Source organism: Oceanobacillus sp. M65, assembly GCF_052246275.1.
GTDB lineage: Bacteria > Bacillota > Bacilli > Bacillales > Amphibacillaceae > Oceanobacillus_B > Oceanobacillus_B jordanicus.
Map to the genome: position 1 here is coordinate 524,105 of NZ_JBQQCJ010000002.1, position 17,870 is coordinate 541,974.

A 17,870-nucleotide genomic window follows, 5' to 3' on the forward strand; every position below is an offset into this window, starting at 1 on the left:
ACTATTTTCTACATTTGCTAACACTTACTTTTCAACAGCCTGATCGATCAATTGTGTAGTAATATAGCGGATTAAATCACCTCGGCTTATTACTCCAATGACTCTATTTGCCGGGTTTACGACAGGTATTTTTTTAATATGGTGTTTAGAGAAGACATTCATTGCTTCATCAATCGGGCTTTTTGGGTTAACTGTAAACACATTCTTTTGCATAATTTCTTTTACTTGTCGATTTAATGAATAGCTTAATCGTTCGGTCAGATCTGTTTGTTCACTAACTAAGATTAAAGAAAAGATATCGTAGACCGTTCTTCCTTTTGGCTGTATGTGTCGAATTACGTCTCCATCGGTAACCATCCCGAGCAGTTTACCTTCCCCATCGACCACAGGGACACCCGTAATTTTATTTTGTACTAGCTTTTCTAGAAGCTGCTTAATGGTTGTTTCCTTGCTAACACTTATTACATCTCTAATCATGAACTCTTCTATTTTCATATTGCACCCTCCATTTCAACGTACTGTTACGGTTTATTATTCTATTTTCCTGGTAAATGTCAAATAGGAACCATCATTTATCAGTTAACATAATAATATTATCGTAAACCTTTTATTTAGAATTCATTTCAAAGTACAAATTTAATCCTATTTAACTATACAAAAAACCAGAGGCTATGCTTTCCACCTCTGGTTAAAACGTTAAACTATACAGGATAAACACCATGTTTCCTCTCCGTAAAGGTCACATTTTTTGTCTCATAAAGAGAGAAACGACTAGACAGCTCTTCCCTTAGATGTTCTGGATCAATTACCGCATCGATAACCATTTCTGAAGCCATCCGGTAAATGTCAATATTATCTTTATACTCATCTTGCTTTTCCTTAATAAAAGCAGGTCTTTCAGATTCAGGGAGTTCTGCGATTTTGTTTGCGTACACCGCATTCACTGCTGCCTCCGGACCCATGACAGCAATATGGGCTGTTGGTAAAGCGATACAGCTATCCGGCTCAAATGCAGGGCCTGCCATCGCATATAACCCTGCACCATAAGCTTTTCTTACAATAACGGAAATTTTCGGGACGGTTGCTTCACTCATTGTTGCCACCATTTTAGCCCCGTGTCGGATTATTCCTGCCCGCTCCACTCTGGTTCCAATCATAAAACCAGGAACATCTACTAGAAATAACAATGGGATATGGAAGGCATCACAAAGCTGCACAAATTTTGCTGATTTATCTGCTGAGTCAGGAAAAAGAACACCGCCCTTTACCTTAGGTTGGTTGGCAATAATCCCGATTGGTTTCCCATTTATCCTAGCTAAACCAGTAATTAATTCAGGAGCAAATTTTTTCTTTATTTCACAAAAGCTCTCTTCATCAATCAGCTTATCAATTAAGTCATACATATTAAAAGGAGCATTTTGGTTTTCCGGAATGATATCCGTAACGCTCTTTTCTATGAATTTTGCTTCCCTTGCTTCCATTACTTTTGGGTTCTGTCTAAAATTAGTAGGAAAATAGCTTAAGTATTTTTGAGAAAATGAAATGGCCTCTTGCTCAGTCTGGACTAATACATCCCCTACACCCGAAACACTGCAATGCATGTTGGCCCCACCCATTTCTTCAAGACTCACCTTTTCTCCAATTACCTTTTCTGCCATTCTAGGTGAACCCAAATACATTGAAGCATTGCCATCCACCATGACAACAATATCGCAAAATGCTGGGATGTATGCTCCACCTGCTGCTGATGGGCCAAATAATAAGCAAACCTGTGGCACGCGTCCAGAAAGCTTAATTTGATTATGGAAAATGCGACCTGCTCCTCTTCTTCCTGGAAACATCTCTACTTGGTCCGTGATTCTAGCACCAGCTGAATCTACCAAATAAAACATCGGTATTTCAAGCTTCATAGCGGTCTCTTGAATTCGGAGAATCTTTTCAACAGTCCGTTTTCCCCAGGAACCAGCTTTTACTGTAGAGTCATTTGCCATTACACAAACTGCTTCTCCGTTAATTTTTCCAATTCCTGTGACCACACCATCTGAAGGGAGCGTATCATCCATACAATTGGCGAAAAAGGCGTCTTCTATATTAACATCTTCATCAAAGAGTAATGTGAGGCGCTCTCGGACAAATAATTTTCCCTTTTCTTCGTTTTGTTTATGATATTTTTCCTTGCCACCGCTTTTTATTGATTCAACTTTTTGTTTTAACGTATCTCTATAATTCATATCTGCCCTCCTGCGTAAACTAGTTCCCTTTATAGATAGGTTTTCTTTTCTCTTTAAATGCTGCAAGGCCTTCTACCCGGTCTTTTGTAGGGATTGTTTCCTTATATGCCAGGTGTTCTAATTTTAATCCAGTAGTAAGATCTGTCTGAAGTCCTGAATTAATCGCAAGCTTTGCCTGGCGCATGGCAACAGGCCCGTTAGATGCAATTTTGATTGCCATTTCTGTTGCTCTTTCAACTACATCATCCGGGCTAGTTAATTCCTCTACTAAGCCAAGCGTGTATGCCTCCTCTGTGCTAATCGGTTTGCCTGTATAAATTAAACGTTTTGCCTGACCAGGTCCAATTAAACGTGGTAAGCGTTGTGTTCCACCAGCTCCCGGGATAATGGCCAGCGTGGTTTCTGTCAGCCCTATTTTAGTTTGATTACTAGCTATTCTGATATCACAGGCCAATGCTAGCTCTAGACCGCCCCCAAATGCCGCACCATTTATCGCCGCAATGACGGGGATACGAACGTTTTCCAATGCAGTAATGGTTTGGCCGATATAATGAACTGCTTGCACTACTTGGTCTTCTGTCATCTCTTTGCGTTCCTTTAGGTCCGCACCTGCACAGAAAGCCTTGTTTCCAGCCCCTGTTATAATGAGGCAGCGAATAGTAGTGGATTGATTAATTTCGTATATATATTCATTCAATTCATCAAGAAGTACTTTCGATAATGCATTCGCTGCATTTGGCCGATTTAGTGTAATAATCGCAATACTATCGTTTAGTAGTCGATATGTTGTACCACGCATAAACACCCTCCCATTCAGCTATTTAGTAGTTTCATTTGATGGCTTGATAGTTCTGGTACATGCTTTGCAATATATGTGGCTGCCTCTCTAACTTTTTCCGTATCAATGCCTGTATGAATGCCCATTCGGTGCAACATATATAAAAGATCTTCCGTTGCTAAATTACCTGATGCCCCCTTTGCATACGGACAACCGCCTAGTCCTCCAACTGCACTGTCAAATTTCGCAATACCTAAATTCATTGCTGTTAGGACATTAGCTAGTGCCGTCCCTCTCGTATCATGGAAATGCATGGCTAGACGATCACTTGAAAAGTGGCTAAGTAAGGATTTAGTCACATTTTCTACCTGTAGGGGATCCGCAATCCCAATTGTGTCTCCAATCGATAACTCTTCGACTCCCATTTCCAATAACTTGTCACAAATAAAAAGAACTTGATCAATAGAAGTCTCTCCTTCATAGGGACAGCCGAAAACAGTGGAAATATAGCCCCTAATTCGCTTATTACTCTTCCTTGCTTCTTCAGCAACTTTCTCCACAATAGGGATTGTATCTGCAATGGTTTTATTTACGTTTTTTAGATTATGCGTCTCACTAGCTGAAATAAAAACGCATACTTCATCTACGTCTACCTCTAACGCCCGCTCCAGTCCTCTTTGATTAGGGACAAGAGCTGCATACGTAACACCAGGGTGCCGTTTAATCCTTTTTGCAACCTCTGTTGCATCCTTTAACTGTGGTATCCATTCGGGTCTAACAAAGGAAGATACTTCGATATAGGAAACCCCGGTCTCACTAAGCATATTGATCCATTCCACTTTTGCATCTAGCGAAACGAAAGCACTCTCATTTTGCAATCCATCCCTAGGACCGACTTCTTTAACCGTCACTTTTGGTGGAAAGTTCATATACAACCCTCCTCACATTCAGCTTATTCAATTACCGCCAATACATCTCCCTCATTCACAAAGTCCCCTTCAGCTACGTTTAATTTCGCTAAGGTACCTGATTTTTCTGCAGGTATGGGGATTTCCATCTTCATTGATTCCAAAATAATTACGTCCTGTCCTTCGTTCACCGTCTCTCCTTGTGCAACAATTATTTTCCATACACTTCCTGCCATGCTTGCTTTTAATTCCATCTTTGTGTCCTCCTTATTTTGCTTTGATAATAGGTAAATAGTGTTCCTGAATATACGCGGTGGTTACATTTCCTTTTTTAAAAGTCTCATCTTCTGCAATGCGTTTAAGCATTGGTAGATTCGTTTTTATACCTTCCACTTTATATGCTTGCAAAGCCTCTGTTAGTATGGAAATTGCATCCTGTCTGTCCGTTCCGTGGACAACCAACTTTGCTATCATCGGATCATAAAATGGCGTAACATCACATGTTCCCGTGATAGCTGGTTCGTTTCGTATATGCTCACCCTGTGGGAATATCACTTGACTCACATGACCAGGCGAAGGTAGAAATGTCTCTGGATCTTCTGCATAAATACGTACCTCGATGGCATGCCCATTGATCCCAATATCCTCTTGTGACAGGCCAAGGGGTTCACCAGCAGCAATTAAAATTTGTTTTTCTACAATATCAATTCCTGTTATTTCCTCCGAGACAGGGTGCTCAACTTGGACACGGGTGTTCATCTCCAGAAAATAAAAATTCTCCTTGCTATCTACTAAAAACTCGATTGTTCCTGCATTGGTATACCCAAGCGCTCTAGCTGCATTTATTGCGGCTTCAGTCATCTGGTTCCTTGTTTTCTCTGTGATAAAGGTAGACGGCGCTTCTTCAACTACCTTTTGATTGCGGCGTTGAATAGAACAATCCCGTTCAAACAAATGAAGAACGTTTCCTGTATTATCAGCGAGAAGCTGGACTTCTATATGTCGAGCATCTTCAACTTTCTTTTCCATGAACATGTCACCATTACCAAAAAAGGTTTTGGCACGCTTTGTATTGCTTTCAAAGGCAACAATTAGTTCCTCATCGGAATTAACTACTTGCATTCCAATCCCGCCACCCCCAGCGGACGCCTTTAGCATGACGGGATATCCAATATCGTGTGCAGCTATTAATGCTTCTTCTGTTGTACCGAGAGCATCCTTTGTCCCTGGAATGGTAGGTACGCCAGCTTTTTCCATTAGCTGTCTCGCCAGAATTTTACTCCCCATTTCTCTTATTACAGAGGCACGGGGACCAATGAAAATAATACCTTGTTCCTCACATTGCTCGGCAAACACATCACTTTCACTTAGAAAACCATAGCCTGGGTGAATGGCATCTACATTCGCTTGTTTTGCTACAGAAATAATTTTATCTGCATTTAAGTAGCTTTCGTTTACCCGTGGTGGGCCAATTAGATAACTCTCATCTGCCATGTCTACAAAGTCTGCTTTTTGGTCAGCCTCTGAATATATTGCCACTGTCATAATGTTCATCTTATTGCATGTTCGAATTATTCTAGCAGCAATTTCCCCTCTGTTTGCTATTAGTATTTTTTTAATCATGGTATCTCCCCTATTGCTTCAAGTTTTTTCATTGCATCCTCTCTCAATTTATATTTTTGTATTTTACCACTTGCTGTCATTGGATAGGAGGTAACGAATTGAACAAATTGCGGAATTTTATGTCTAGCTATGTTTCCCCTGCAATAAGTACGAATATCTTCTGCTGTTATTATTTCTGTTTCTTTTAGAATAATAGAGGCTAACACCTCTTCTCCATATTTCTCATCTGGTACCCCAACAACCTGCACATCAAGAACAGCTGGGTGCTGGTATAAAAACTCCTCTATTTCACGAGGGTAAATATTTTCCCCGCCTCGGATGATCATATCTTTCATCCTACCGGTAATTTCCAAATAGCCATTCTCTTGCTGAATAGCTAAGTCTCCTGTATGAAGCCATCCATCTTGATCTATCGCTTCAGCGGTAGCTTCTGGATTTTTATAATAACCTTTCATAACATGATAGCCTCTTGTAAGTAGTTCACCAGTCAGTCCTTTTTCTTGCTCTTCACTAGTCCCAGGTATCACAATTTTTACTTCAACATTAGGATGGGGCTTTCCTACCGTACCGACCTTTCTTTCAATCGGATCACTTGTTTTTGTTTGGGTAATTACAGGAGAAGATTCTGTTTGCCCATATGCAATGGTTATTTCTTTTGCTCCCATTTTATCCATTACCTTTGTCATCACTTCCATAGGGCAAGTAGAGCCTGCCATAATACCAGTTCGTAGAGAGGTTACATTATAATCAGCAAATTCAGGATGATTTAATTCTGCAATGAACATGGTTGGTACACCATGCAAAGCAGTACATCTCTCGGATTCTACAGCTTTTAAAACTGCCACAGGATCAAACTGCTCAAGTAACACCATTGTCGTTCCTTTAGACACTGCAGCCAAAATACCGAGTACACAACCAAAACAGTGAAAAAACGGCACCGGAATACATAACCTATCAGCTGGAGTTAATTTCATACAATCCGCTATCTGATTACCGTTATTTACTATATTATGGTGTGTGAGCATAACTCCTTTTGGAAAACCGGTAGTGCCTGACGTATATTGCATATTTATGACGTCAAATGGGTCTAGTGAACCACTCCGATCCTTTAACTTTTGTTCGCTTACAGCGTGCCCTGCATTGACAACCTCCTGCCAGTTATATGCATAATTTGGAGACTTATTATCTAAAACAATTATATTTTTCAAGTTTGGAAGGTTGTCAGAATAAACATTTCCTTTGTCACTTGTCTGAAGTTCTGGGCATACCTTCTCCAAAATGTCCAAATAGGAAGTACCTTTAAAGGATGGTACTAGTATCAACGTCTTTGTGTCAGATTGTTTCAGCAAATAATCAAGCTCCATTGCTTGGTAGTTTGTATTCACTGTTACAAGCACCGCGCCTATTTTTGCTGTGGCAAATTGGGAAATAAGCCACTCTGGTTTATTATCAGCCCATATTGCTACATGCTCTCCTTTTTCTATTCCTAGAGACATAAGTCCTTTTGCTGTTTCATTTACCATTTCATTGAACGCTTTATACGTTTTTCGAAAATTTAATTCTGGATAGACAACTGCCTCATGATGGGGATTTTCATTCACTTGTTTCTCCAATAGTTCACCAATTGTTAATGACATCAGCCCCATGAATTTTCTCCTCTCAACTTTTTAATCTAGCAACCTAGTTGTCTAGCAATGACAAGGCGTTGAACCTCAGAGGTGCCTTCCCCAATTTCCAATAACTTTGCATCACGCAAATATCTTTCCACTTCATACTCTCTCATATATCCATAACCGCCATGTATTTGAATAGCCTGATTTGCCGCCCTAAAGGCTGTCTCGGTTGCATAAAGCTTGGCATAAGCTGCTTCTTTACTAAACGCCTTCTTATTATCCTTTAACCATGCAGCCTTATGAACCATGTTGCGTGCTAATTCAATTTCCATCGCCATATCAGCCAACTTAAATTGAATAGCCTGGAACTTGGATATCGACTTTCCAAATTGTTTCCTCTCTTTTGCGTAGCTTAAGGCTTTATCCAAAGCCCCCTGTGCAATCCCTACTCCAAGAGCAGCAATCGATATTCTGCCCCCATCAAGGGTGTACAAGAATTGATTAAATCCTTTATTCGGATCACCAAGCAAGTTAGCTCTTGGAACTCGTACATCCGTTAGCACAATTTCCGCAGTATCTGAACCTCTAACTCCCATTTTTTTGTATTCACTTGTAATGGAGACGCCTTTCGTATCAGTAGGCACAATAATTGCGGAGATAATATTTCTTCCTTTATCATTTTTGCCTGTAACAGCAGTAACGATAAGAGTCTTAGCAAAGCTTGCATTTGTGATAAAACATTTCTCTCCATTTATAATAAAATCGTCGCCATCCATAACTGCAGTTGTTTTTGTACCACCAGCATCTGACCCTGCATTAGGCTCTGTTAGACCAAAGGAGCCAAGTGCTTCCCCTCTTGCAAGCGGTTTCAGAAAAGTGTCTTTTTGTTTCTCTGTTCCAAAATAATAGATAGGACTTGCACCCAAAGATACCGCTGCTGCATAGCTTAGCCCAGTACTACCACAAACTCGCCCGATTTCTTCAACTGCAAGAGCGTAAGAAAGAGTGTCGCCACCAGAACCGCCTATCTCCTCAGGAAAAGGGATACCGAGCAATCCGAGTTTTCCCATTTGCTCAAAGATATCGACGGGAAAGGCAGCCTCTTCGTCAATTTCGATGGCTCTTGGCTGGATAACCTCATCAGCGAAATCTTTAACCATTTTCTTAATCATTAATTGTTCCTTGGTAAGTTCAAAGTTCATAGTATACCTCCCTTAAGTCAGACCGACTGGTTGGTCTGTTCACGCTATTAAAAAAGTATGCGAATAACCACATATTTAAAACACTTTTTCTAAAGAAACTTTTTCACTTTCTTTTTCTAATACTGCTCGTAAGATTAGATCAACGAAAATATCTCCGATTTCATTAATCGACTTTTCCCCTGACTGTTTATACCATTTGTATGTCCAATTAACCATTCCTAATATGGCCATACTTGTAATTTCCACGGAGAGATCTTGACGAAATTCTCCCGCTTTCTTTCCATCTTTTATGGCTTGCATAATCATTTTTTTATATGTGTCACGTTTTTCATTGATAAGCTTAGCATAATGTGGCTTTAAATAGATGTTCTCTTGATAGAACACAGAAATATGTGGTTTGTAAAGATCAAACACCTTTACAAAATCTTTGATGATAGCACGAAGCTTAAGGGTTGGTGAGGTATGTATGGCGTTTGCTACGGATGCTTTTTCCAAAACATACGATATAAAAGTGTCATGAATTACAAACAACAACTCATCCTTTGATGAAAAATGATGATAAAAACCACCCTTTGATGTCCCGACGTTTTCCACAATTTGTTTGACCGTTACACCATGAAATCCATTTTGTTCAAATAAGAGCAGGGATGATTGGATTATTCTTTGACGTAGCCCCGTTATGACCCCTCCTTTCTCTTAATACATATACTTTAGCATACTTTTCTGATAATAGAAAGCGTTTTCATTAGTGTGAAGATTAACTTTGACAAGAAAGCTTGAATAAAACAAACGCCGAACAAATATGTGTAAACTGATACCAGTTTACCAAGTTTGTTCGGCGCATAGCTTATTTAGTGTTCAAAACATTTACGGTAGTGAAGGAAGTCATCTCAAGCCTTACTACCTAATCGTCTTAAAGAAGACTTCGAACGTATAAATCGTCGTTCTTCTATAATTAGTCGTTCATATCTTCAAATGGTTTGATATATTCAGCTTGCTTCCATGCTGCTACAACTTCCCCGTCATGATCGGCATCAATAACAAAAGAGCCATTACTGTAACGATCACTTGTAGAAAGTGCAAGTGGATAAATACTATGGGTTTCCCCATTTGCAGTATTGTAACAAATAGTATCGTTGTCATTCACTACAAAGAAGCCTTGTATTCGATGCGGTTTGCTTTTTAGCTCCCTGAGCATAAGCAATCCGCGTTTGGCCCTACTGGTCTTTTCAAATTCCTGTAGTTTCATGCGTTTGCATGCACCGCGCTGGGTAATAATCGCTAATGATGGTGCGCTCATATCATTAAAAATCTGGCCATTTACGACATATTCTTCTTCTTTTAGCTGAATCGCTTTAACTCCTGCAGCACGCTGTCCTACAATCGTTACTTCTGATTCATGATACCAGAGTCCATATCCTTTGTTAGATGCCAGGAATATATCAGCATGTCCGTCTGTCTGGTAAACATTCACAACTTCGTCGCCTTTTTTTAAATTTAATGCAATCAGTGCTTTAGAGAAACGCTGCGAGTCATATAATGCAAGTTCACTACGTTTAATCATCCCATTCTTAGTAAAGAAGAGGAGGAAATGCTTATCAGAAAATTCCCGAATAGGTAGGACTTGGATAATACGCTCATCTTTATCAATCGACGCGAAATTGGAAATATGCTGTCCAATATCTTTCCACCGTATATCTGGTAGCTCGTGTACAGGGATTGGCAGGTACTTTCCTTTATTGGTAAATAGAAGTACTTTATCGGTCGTATTTAGCTCGACTAGACCTATTAAGTGGTCTTCCTCTTTAATTGCTAAATCATCCCCATTTGAAGCACCATAAGAACGGAGACTTGTTCTTTTTATATAGCCATCTTTCGAGACAGACACAAGTACATCTTCGCTTGCTACCATTACTTCTATATTTATCTTCAGTTCTTCAATTTTATCCTCTATCACAGTTCTGCGCGGAGTATAAAAGGTTTTTTTAATTTGTTTTAAATCTTTCTTAATGGTCTGAAGAAGTTTTCTATCACTTTGCAGGATAGCTTCCAGATCTGTTATATTTTTGCGCAATTCAGCTGCTTCTTTTTCAAGTGATGTTATATCTGTATTTGTTAATCGATATAACTGTAGCATTACAATCGCTTCTGCTTGAGCCTCGGAGAAATCATAGCTAGCAATAATGCGCTTTTTGGCATCTTGCTTGTCCTTAGAAGCGCGAATTGTTGCTATCAGCTCATCCAAAATTGAGATTGCCTTAATCAGACCTTCCACAATGTGCGCTCTATCCTTTGCTTTCCGCAAATCGTAATTGGTCTGTCTTGTTACAACTTCTTTTTGATGTTCTATATAGGCATCAAGCATTTGCGGTAACGAAAGAAGCTTCGGTGTTTTATCCTGTATAGCCACCATATTGAAATGATAGGTAACTTGTAAATCTGTATTTTTAAAGAGGAAGTTTAAAATTCCTTCACTGTTAACATCCTTTTTGAGCTCTACTACTACGCGTAAGCCAGTTCGATCCGTTTCGTCACGTACTTCGGCTATTCCTTCAACTTTTCGGTCGATGCGTAGCTCATCCATTTTCTTCACCATATTTGCCTTATTCACTTCATATGGTATTTCATCAATCACAATTTGTTGCCTGTTTCCGCGGACTTCTTCAATCGATGTCTTACCACGAACAATGATCTTTCCTCTACCAGTTTCGTAGGCTTTTTTTATCCCTTCAACTCCCTGAATAATTCCCCCTGTTGGAAAATCTGGTCCTTGCATCACCTGCATTAATTTTTCAACTGACACCTCTGGTTTGTCAATCTTCATAATGACAGCATCAATCACTTCAGAGAGGTTATGTGGTGGTATGTCGGTTGCATAACCAGCAGAAATCCCTGTAGATCCGTTAACTAAAAGGTTAGGAAATTTAGCAGGCAAGACTACAGGCTCTTGGATCGTATCGTCAAAGTTAGGTATGAAATCTACGGTTTCCTTATCAATATCTCGTAACAGTTCGGAGGAAATACTAGAAAGCCTTGCCTCCGTATATCTCATTGCAGCTGGTGGGTCACCATCGATACTCCCGTTATTTCCATGCATTTCAACAAGCACATTACGAATCTTCCAATCCTGACTCAGTCGCACCATTGCTTCATACACAGAAGAATCACCATGTGGATGATAGTTACCAATTACTGTACCAACCGTTTTGGCAGATTTACGAAAGTTTTTCTCGTACGTATTTTTTTCTACATGCATGGCATACAAAATTCTTCGCTGTACTGGTTTCAAACCATCCCGGGCATCAGGTAATGCCCTATCTTGAATAATATATTTACTGTACCTTCCAAATCTGTCGCCAATTACTTCTTCTAATGGAAGGTCTAGGAATGTTTCTGGTTGTGACAAATGAAGTCCCCCCTATTTCTTTAAAACATTAGCTTTCCTCATGTATCCGTTCATTTTCTAGAATGTTGGAATCTTCTTGAAGACCAAATTCTACATGGCCTTCTATCCATTTTCTCCTTGGTTCCACTTTATCGCCCATCAGAGTAGTGACTCGACGCTCTGCTCTAGCAAGATCTTCAAGCGTTACCCTAATAAGCGTACGCGTATCCGGGTTCATTGTCGTTTCCCATAATTGATCGGCATTCATTTCCCCAAGCCCTTTATATCGCTGGATCATATAACCATTTTTGAATTCAGCTACCGCTTTTTTCATTTCCGCTTCATCCCAAGCGTAAACAATCTTTTCTTTTTTTCCTTTACCCTTTGAGATTTTAAACAATGGTGGTAGCGCTATATAAATTTTACCTGCTTCAACTAGCTGACGCATATAACGATAGAAAAAAGTAAGCAGTAATACTTGTATATGGGCGCCATCTGTATCAGCATCTGTCATGATAACGATTTTATCATATTGCACATCTTCCAAATCGAAGTCGCCGCCCACGCCTGCGCCAATTGTATGGATAATCGTGGAAATCTCTTCGTTTTTAAAGACATCCTGCAGCTTTGCCTTCTCTGTATTGATGACTTTACCCCGCAATGGTAGAACAGCCTGAAACTTACGATCTCTTCCCTGCTTTGCAGAGCCACCAGCTGAATCACCCTCCACCAAGTATAACTCGTTCCGCTTTGGATTTTTCGACTGGGCTGGTGTTAGCTTTCCACTTAATAGTGTATCTTTTCTGCGCTTTTTCTTACCAGAACGTGCTTCATCTCTGGCTTTTCTCGCTGCTTCGCGAGCTTCCTTTGCCTTAATAGACTTTCTAATAAGTTGTCCTGAAACATCAGGGTTTTCTTGAAGAAAGTAAGCTAGTTTTTCTGATATAACACCATCAACTGCTGAGCGTGCCTCAGAAGTACCCAATTTCCCCTTTGTCTGTCCTTCAAATTGAAGCATTTCTTCGGGAACACGTACGGATACAACTGCTGTAAAACCTTCTCTAATGTCCGTACCTTCTAAATTTTTCTCTTTTTCTTTTAAAAGTCCATTTCTTCTTGCATATTCATTAAAAGTCCTTGTAATTGCGGCACGTGCTCCAGATTCGTGCGTTCCGCCGTCTCTTGTGCGCACATGGTTAACAAACGAAAGCATACTTTCTGCGTACCCATCATTAAATTGAAATGCAAAGTCCACTTCAATGTTCTGTTGTACTCCCTCAAAGGAAACAACTTGATGTAGTGTATCCTTTTCTTCATTCAAATAACTAACAAACGACTCAAGGCCGTCTGGATATTCGAACACTTCAGTAGTATCGTGGCGGTGATCATCTAATTGAATTGTTAATCCTTTTAGTAAAAAGGCTGCCTCACGAAGGCGCTCAGATAATGTTTCATAGTCATATACTGTAACAGAAAATATGCTAGGGTCTGGTTTGAAATGAATGGTAGAGCCTTTTTTCTTGGTAGGACCTTTCTTTTCAACTGACCCCACAGGCTTTCCACCATTTTCAAAACGCTGGTAGTATGTAAAGCCTTCCCGGTGAGTCGTTACATCAATCCATTCTGACAGTGCGTTTACTACTGACGCTCCTACACCGTGAAGTCCCCCACTTGTTTTATATCCACCTTGGCCAAATTTACCACCCGCATGTAAAACAGTAAATATTACTTCTATTGTTGGTCTGCCTGTGCTATGCATTCCAGTTGGGATGCCTCGTCCATTATCTGTGACAGATATACTGTTGTCTTTATGTATCGTCACTTTAATATTATTACCATAACCGGCGAGTGCCTCGTCTACTGCATTATCGACAATTTCAAATACTAAATGATGTAACCCTCTAGTATCCGTGCTACCGATATACATACCAGGCCTTTTTCGGACAGCTTCTAGTCCTTCAAGCACTTGTATCGAATCATCACTATATTGTAATGGTTGCTTAGTCAAAATATTTAACTCCTTTCTAAAACCCGCTCTTTCCACACATGTATGTATTATAATAGAACAAACGTTTTACTTTTGTAAAGACTATAAACATATTCAAAAATGCGCATATAAAATTGATTACCGGCCACCTAAGGCTCCCTCTATTTGTAGACATGTAATTAAGTATACTATAAAAGAAATCAGCTTGTATAGGTGAACCATAGTGTCAAACCTTCTCTAGTCCAGCTAAATCGGCTAAAAAAACAGCAAAAAGGATGGTATTCTCTGATACCATCCCATGCAATCTATCCTTTTACCAGTACGGCATGAACTACCTTTATACAAAGGTCCATTATTACTGTAAAGTCTTTTTCTTTAAGAAAATCGTAGGCTTCTTGATTAACTATTCCTTGTTGTGCCCAAAAAACCTTGCAGTTTGTTTGTGCCGCTTCTTCTGCTATAGCTGGCAGATGTTCTGGTCTCCTAAATACATTAATAATGTCAACATCATCTGGTACGTCCTGCAAAGAAGAATACGACTTCTCTCCTAAAACCTCATCCACTGTTGGATTAACGGGGATGATTCGATAGCCTTGTTTTTGCATAGCCTCCGAAATTTGGTAGGACGTTCTTTCGGGTTTGTCAGAAAGCCCGACCACTGCGATTGTCTTTGCATCTGTTAATAGTTGTTTTAATTGTTCATTCGACGGATTTTCCCATGTCATGATGAATACCTCCCTAATTATCTAACAAACCTTCATCTTGTAGAAATTCCTCCGCTACTTCCTTTGGAGAACGGTCTTCATAATCCACTTCATAGTTCATCTGGCGCATTTGTTCATCTGTGATCTTTCCACCAAGTTGATTAAGAATATCTTTAAGTTCAGGATACTCCTCCATTGTTTCATTACGCAATAATGGAGCACCTTGATATGGCGGAAAAAGATTTTCTGGGTCATCTAATGTGACAAGATTTAATTCTACCATATAGCTATCTGTGGCATAAGCGTCTATGATATCAACCTCACCATTTGCCAAGGCGTCCTGCCTTATTCCTGGTTCCATTGTACGGATATTACTGATATCCAGGTTATAGACATCCTGCATGCCAACATATCCATCGTAGCGGTCATTAAATTCTAACGTAAAACCTGCCGTCACTTCATCCTCTACCGCCTGCAAGTCTCCAATCGCCTCTAAATTGTATTGATCAGCAAGTTCCTCTGTAGTTGCCACAGCATACGTATTATTAAAAGCCATCGGCTGTAGTAAAGCCATATCGTATCTCTTATCCATACCAGTTTTAGCCTGTTCGTAGACTTCTTTCGCATCATTGCTTTCCGCTTCTTCTTCCATAAGTGTCACAATTGCTGTTCCAGTAAATTCTGGGTAGATATCAATACTTCCTTTATCTAAAGCACTAAACACAAAGGATGTTTTCCCAAGCCCTGTTTCCAACTCAACATTTAAATCAGTACCTTCTTCAATCAACAACTTGTACATATTTGCTAGTATGGCTGGTTCAGATCCGAGTTTTCCGCCAATTATGAGATCTGCTCTTTGAGAGTTGTTAAATATAAACGGGGATGTAACCACAAGCACAGCTATCAGTAACATGACAACAAATGATTTAAAACCAGCTCTTTTTGAAATACGTTCAAATCCGCGAAGAATTAAATCAAGTATAATAGCCAGTAAAGCTGCCGGTATCGCCCCAAGTAGGATTAGATTGATATCTGCTCCTCGATCAATTCCTAAAAGAATCAGTTCGCCAAGTCCACCTGCTCCAATTAGTGCTGCAATTGTCGTGGTACCGACGATTAGTACCATAGACGTACGTATCCCAGCCATAATTACCGGCATGGCAATTGGTAGCTCTACTTTAGAAAGTCGTTTAAACGAGTTCATCCCCATACCGACAGCTGCCTCTTTCAGCGCAGGGTCGACCCCGATAATTCCCGTGTAGCTGTTCCGCAATATCGGGAGCAAACCATATGCAGTCAGCGCAATGATAGCAGGTACTTTACCTATGCCCAAAAACGGAATTAGGAATGCTAATACTGCCAGACTAGGTATGGTCTGCATTACTGCAGATATTCCTATTATTGGCTCAGCAACTCGGGGAGATCTTGTGAGAATGAGTCCAAGTGGAACGGCTATTATAATTGCAATAACTAAGCTCAATAGGGAAATCTGTAAATGTTCCCATATCGTCTCTAACAATTGTCCTCTTCTATCCTGGAAAACGTTAATAAACTCCTGCATTACTGAATCACCCCGTTTTCAAGGGTTGTTTTACTTCTTAGGTATTCAACAATTTTTTTATTACTTAATACCCCAATTAGCTTCCCTTGTTTAATGACAGGGAATAACTGTTGGTTATCGTGTTGTTGTATTAAAGCGGCAGCCTTATAAAGTGGGAGATCATTCTCTAAAGTCAAAATTTCAGGCTTAATAGCACCCATACTGACCACCCCTTCAAACATGTTGTTTCTATCTGTAACAATATAGGTAGCGTTTTGATCAAAATTTCCTTGTTCAAATGCTTCTTTTGTAAGAACGTGACTTGATAATTGATCGCAAATGACGTCGACAGCTGTTTGCCAAGGTGATTTTCTTTCCCCAATAAAGTTCTTCACAAACTCTGTTTTGGGGTTTAAAATGAGCTGCTGTGGTGTGTCCAATTGTACGATTTCGCCATCCTTCATTAAACACACTCTATCACCAAGCGCCATCGCTTCATCCATATCATGGGTAACAAAGAGAATGGTCTTCTTTATTTCCTTTTGCAATGTCTTTATGTCTGTCTGGAGTTGCTCCCTGCTGATCGGGTCAAGGGCACTAAATGGTTCATCCATTAGAATAATATCTGGGTCAGCCGCCAAAGCACGAACAACGCCGATCCGTTGTTGTTGGCCACCTGATAGTTCTCTAGGCATGCGTTTTTGATAAGTGGTAGGGTCTAATCCCACCATCTCCAATAATTCATCGATTCTCTTTTTTACTTTTTTTCCTTTCCACTTTTTCATTTCGGGCACAACGGATATATTTTCTCCTATCGTCATGTGCGGAAATAATGCAATTTCCTGTAGAACATAACCAATATTCCAGCGAAGTTCATGTATGTTGTATGAATTTACTTTCTTTTCATTTATGTAGATGTCACCTGCCGTTGGTTCGATTAATCGATTTACCATTTTCATGGCTGTAGTTTTACCGCAGCCGCTCGGTCCGATTAACGTTACGATTTCACCGGCTTGTACCTTCAAAGAGAACTCACGTATAGCCTCCGTTCCATCTGGGTAGATCTTTTTTACTTTATCAAATTCAATCATCTCTTGTTCCCCCTTAGCAATATACACAAACCATTTTCAATTTCTTAAAACCTTACCCTATCTTTGTTGAATAAAAACTTCAACTGGAATGTTTCTCTTTAAAATAATAAAAATGGTTCTTTCCCCACTTACTTCGTGCTAGAATGTAAATAGAATTTTTTTGCTACATACTAATCGGAAAGTAGGAATCATGATGGAATATATTATATTCGCTATTGTTGCTTATTTATTGGGTTCTATTCCAACAGCACTAATTGTTGGAAAGCTGGGTTACAACCTGGATATACGCGAACATGGAAGCGGAAATCTTGGTGCAACCAATACATTTCGTGTGCTTGGATTCAAGGCTGGGAGTATCGTAATCGTTACAGATATTCTTAAAGGAACTACCGCTACATTAATCCCCCTTCTTTTTGACGCGGATGTTTATCGATTGATAATCGGCTTATTTGCAGTAATTGGACATACCTATCCACTATTTGCTAAATTTAAAGGCGGAAAAGCAGTCGCTACTTCTGGCGGAATAATTTTAGGGATTAATCCATTATTATTTGTCATTACGATAAGTACTTTTTTAGTCAGTCTTTATTTGTCGAAGTATGTTTCATTATCCTCTATTATCACGGGGTTTGTTGCAGTTATTGCTTCCTTTCTTTTTCAAGATACCGGACTTATTATCGTAACTGCCCTGCTCATGCTATTTGTAACTTACCGACACAAAGCTAATATTAAGCGGATTAGAGAAAAGACCGAACCGAAGATTACGTGGATGTAATTTCATCAAAACCAATAAATTGAATATTAAAAG

15 protein-coding genes are annotated in these 17,870 nt (G+C 39.7%); 1 reads left to right on the forward strand and 14 read right to left on the reverse strand.

Going from position 1 to position 17,870, the window contains the following annotated elements; translation table 11 throughout:
• Positions 1 to 24 precede the first annotated feature (24 nt).
• The 14 genes from ACTWPF_RS10285 to ACTWPF_RS10350 all read right to left on the reverse strand — a co-directional run bounded on the left by ACTWPF_RS10285 (position 25) and on the right by ACTWPF_RS10350 (position 17,062).
• On the reverse strand, positions 25 to 495 hold the full coding sequence (locus ACTWPF_RS10285; RefSeq protein WP_036572912.1) for a CBS domain-containing protein: 471 nt from the start codon (positions 493 to 495) through the stop codon (positions 25 to 27).
• Positions 496 to 701: 206 nt separating this feature from the next.
• Entirely contained in the window at positions 702 to 2,231 is a 1,530-nt protein-coding gene (locus ACTWPF_RS10290; protein ID WP_106896753.1) for an acyl-CoA carboxylase subunit beta, read from the reverse strand.
• Between the two features lie 19 nt (positions 2,232 to 2,250).
• Positions 2,251 to 3,030 carry an enoyl-CoA hydratase gene (locus ACTWPF_RS10295; protein WP_238019060.1) on the reverse strand — a complete coding sequence of 260 codons (780 nt, stop codon included), beginning with the start codon at positions 3,028 to 3,030 and terminating at the stop codon, positions 2,251 to 2,253.
• A 14-nt stretch (positions 3,031 to 3,044) separates the two neighbouring features.
• On the reverse strand, positions 3,045 to 3,938 hold the full coding sequence (locus ACTWPF_RS10300; protein WP_443149115.1) for a hydroxymethylglutaryl-CoA lyase: 894 nt from the start codon (positions 3,936 to 3,938) through the stop codon (positions 3,045 to 3,047).
• Positions 3,939 to 3,961: 23 nt separating this feature from the next.
• Entirely contained in the window at positions 3,962 to 4,171 is a 210-nt protein-coding gene (locus ACTWPF_RS10305) for an acetyl-CoA carboxylase biotin carboxyl carrier protein subunit (RefSeq protein WP_106896750.1), read from the reverse strand.
• A gap of 13 nt (positions 4,172 to 4,184) precedes the next feature.
• A complete protein-coding gene (locus tag ACTWPF_RS10310) occupies positions 4,185 to 5,540 on the reverse strand; it encodes an acetyl-CoA carboxylase biotin carboxylase subunit (protein WP_443149116.1) in 1,356 nt (451 codons plus the stop codon).
• On the reverse strand, positions 5,537 to 7,186 hold the full coding sequence (locus ACTWPF_RS10315) for an AMP-binding protein (RefSeq protein WP_443149117.1): 1,650 nt from the start codon (positions 7,184 to 7,186) through the stop codon (positions 5,537 to 5,539). The genes ACTWPF_RS10310 and ACTWPF_RS10315 overlap by 4 nt, the downstream gene beginning before the upstream one ends.
• A 26-nt stretch (positions 7,187 to 7,212) precedes the next feature.
• Entirely contained in the window at positions 7,213 to 8,355 is a 1,143-nt protein-coding gene (locus ACTWPF_RS10320; RefSeq protein ID WP_443149118.1) for an acyl-CoA dehydrogenase family protein, read from the reverse strand.
• A gap of 75 nt (positions 8,356 to 8,430) precedes the next feature.
• Entirely contained in the window at positions 8,431 to 9,036 is a 606-nt protein-coding gene (locus ACTWPF_RS10325; protein ID WP_443149252.1) for a TetR/AcrR family transcriptional regulator, read from the reverse strand.
• A 274-nt stretch (positions 9,037 to 9,310) separates the two neighbouring features.
• On the reverse strand, positions 9,311 to 11,761 hold the full coding sequence (gene parC / locus ACTWPF_RS10330) for a DNA topoisomerase IV subunit A (protein ID WP_443149119.1): 2,451 nt from the start codon (positions 11,759 to 11,761) through the stop codon (positions 9,311 to 9,313).
• Positions 11,762 to 11,789: 28 nt separating this feature from the next.
• On the reverse strand, positions 11,790 to 13,748 hold the full coding sequence (parE, locus tag ACTWPF_RS10335; RefSeq protein ID WP_443149120.1) for a DNA topoisomerase IV subunit B: 1,959 nt from the start codon (positions 13,746 to 13,748) through the stop codon (positions 11,790 to 11,792).
• A gap of 284 nt (positions 13,749 to 14,032) precedes the next feature.
• Complete coding sequence (locus tag ACTWPF_RS10340; RefSeq protein WP_161465093.1) at positions 14,033 to 14,452, reverse strand: CoA-binding protein; 420 nt, start codon at positions 14,450 to 14,452, stop codon at positions 14,033 to 14,035.
• A 13-nt stretch (positions 14,453 to 14,465) separates the two neighbouring features.
• Positions 14,466 to 15,992 (reverse strand): ABC transporter permease/substrate-binding protein, encoded by a 1,527-nt coding sequence (locus ACTWPF_RS10345; protein WP_443149121.1) that lies wholly within the window; start codon positions 15,990 to 15,992, stop codon positions 14,466 to 14,468.
• Positions 15,992 to 17,062 carry an ATP-binding cassette domain-containing protein gene (locus ACTWPF_RS10350; RefSeq protein ID WP_443149122.1) on the reverse strand — a complete coding sequence of 357 codons (1,071 nt, stop codon included), beginning with the start codon at positions 17,060 to 17,062 and terminating at the stop codon, positions 15,992 to 15,994. Before ACTWPF_RS10350 ends, ACTWPF_RS10345 begins: the two co-directional genes overlap by 1 nt.
• Positions 17,063 to 17,255: 193 nt before the next feature.
• On the opposite strand from ACTWPF_RS10350, the gene plsY reads away from it, so the two are divergent.
• Complete coding sequence (gene plsY / locus ACTWPF_RS10355; protein WP_106896741.1) at positions 17,256 to 17,837, forward strand: glycerol-3-phosphate 1-O-acyltransferase PlsY; 582 nt, start codon at positions 17,256 to 17,258, stop codon at positions 17,835 to 17,837.
• Positions 17,838 to 17,870: the final 33 nt, after the last annotated feature.

What these genes read in the sequence shown, in the direction of transcription:
- ACTWPF_RS10285 (WP_036572912.1), bottom strand. Translation starts at nt 495, where the DNA reads ATGAAAATAGAAGAGTTCATGATTAGAGATGTAATAAGTGTTAGCAAG.
- ACTWPF_RS10290 (WP_106896753.1), bottom strand. Translation starts at nt 2,231, where the DNA reads ATGAATTATAGAGATACGTTAAAACAAAAAGTTGAATCAATAAAAAGC.
- ACTWPF_RS10295 (WP_238019060.1), bottom strand. Translation starts at nt 3,030, where the DNA reads ATGCGTGGTACAACATATCGACTACTAAACGATAGTATTGCGATTATT.
- ACTWPF_RS10300 (WP_443149115.1), bottom strand. Translation starts at nt 3,938, where the DNA reads ATGAACTTTCCACCAAAAGTGACGGTTAAAGAAGTCGGTCCTAGGGAT.
- ACTWPF_RS10305 (WP_106896750.1), bottom strand. Translation starts at nt 4,171, where the DNA reads ATGGAATTAAAAGCAAGCATGGCAGGAAGTGTATGGAAAATAATTGTT.
- ACTWPF_RS10310 (WP_443149116.1), bottom strand. Translation starts at nt 5,540, where the DNA reads ATGATTAAAAAAATACTAATAGCAAACAGAGGGGAAATTGCTGCTAGA.
- ACTWPF_RS10315 (WP_443149117.1), bottom strand. Translation starts at nt 7,186, where the DNA reads ATGGGGCTGATGTCATTAACAATTGGTGAACTATTGGAGAAACAAGTG.
- ACTWPF_RS10320 (WP_443149118.1), bottom strand. Translation starts at nt 8,355, where the DNA reads ATGAACTTTGAACTTACCAAGGAACAATTAATGATTAAGAAAATGGTT.
- ACTWPF_RS10340 (WP_161465093.1), bottom strand. Translation starts at nt 14,452, where the DNA reads ATGACATGGGAAAATCCGTCGAATGAACAATTAAAACAACTATTAACA.
- ACTWPF_RS10345 (WP_443149121.1), bottom strand. Translation starts at nt 15,992, where the DNA reads ATGCAGGAGTTTATTAACGTTTTCCAGGATAGAAGAGGACAATTGTTA.
- ACTWPF_RS10350 (WP_443149122.1), bottom strand. Translation starts at nt 17,062, where the DNA reads ATGATTGAATTTGATAAAGTAAAAAAGATCTACCCAGATGGAACGGAG.
- plsY (WP_106896741.1), top strand. Translation starts at nt 17,256, where the DNA reads ATGGAATATATTATATTCGCTATTGTTGCTTATTTATTGGGTTCTATT.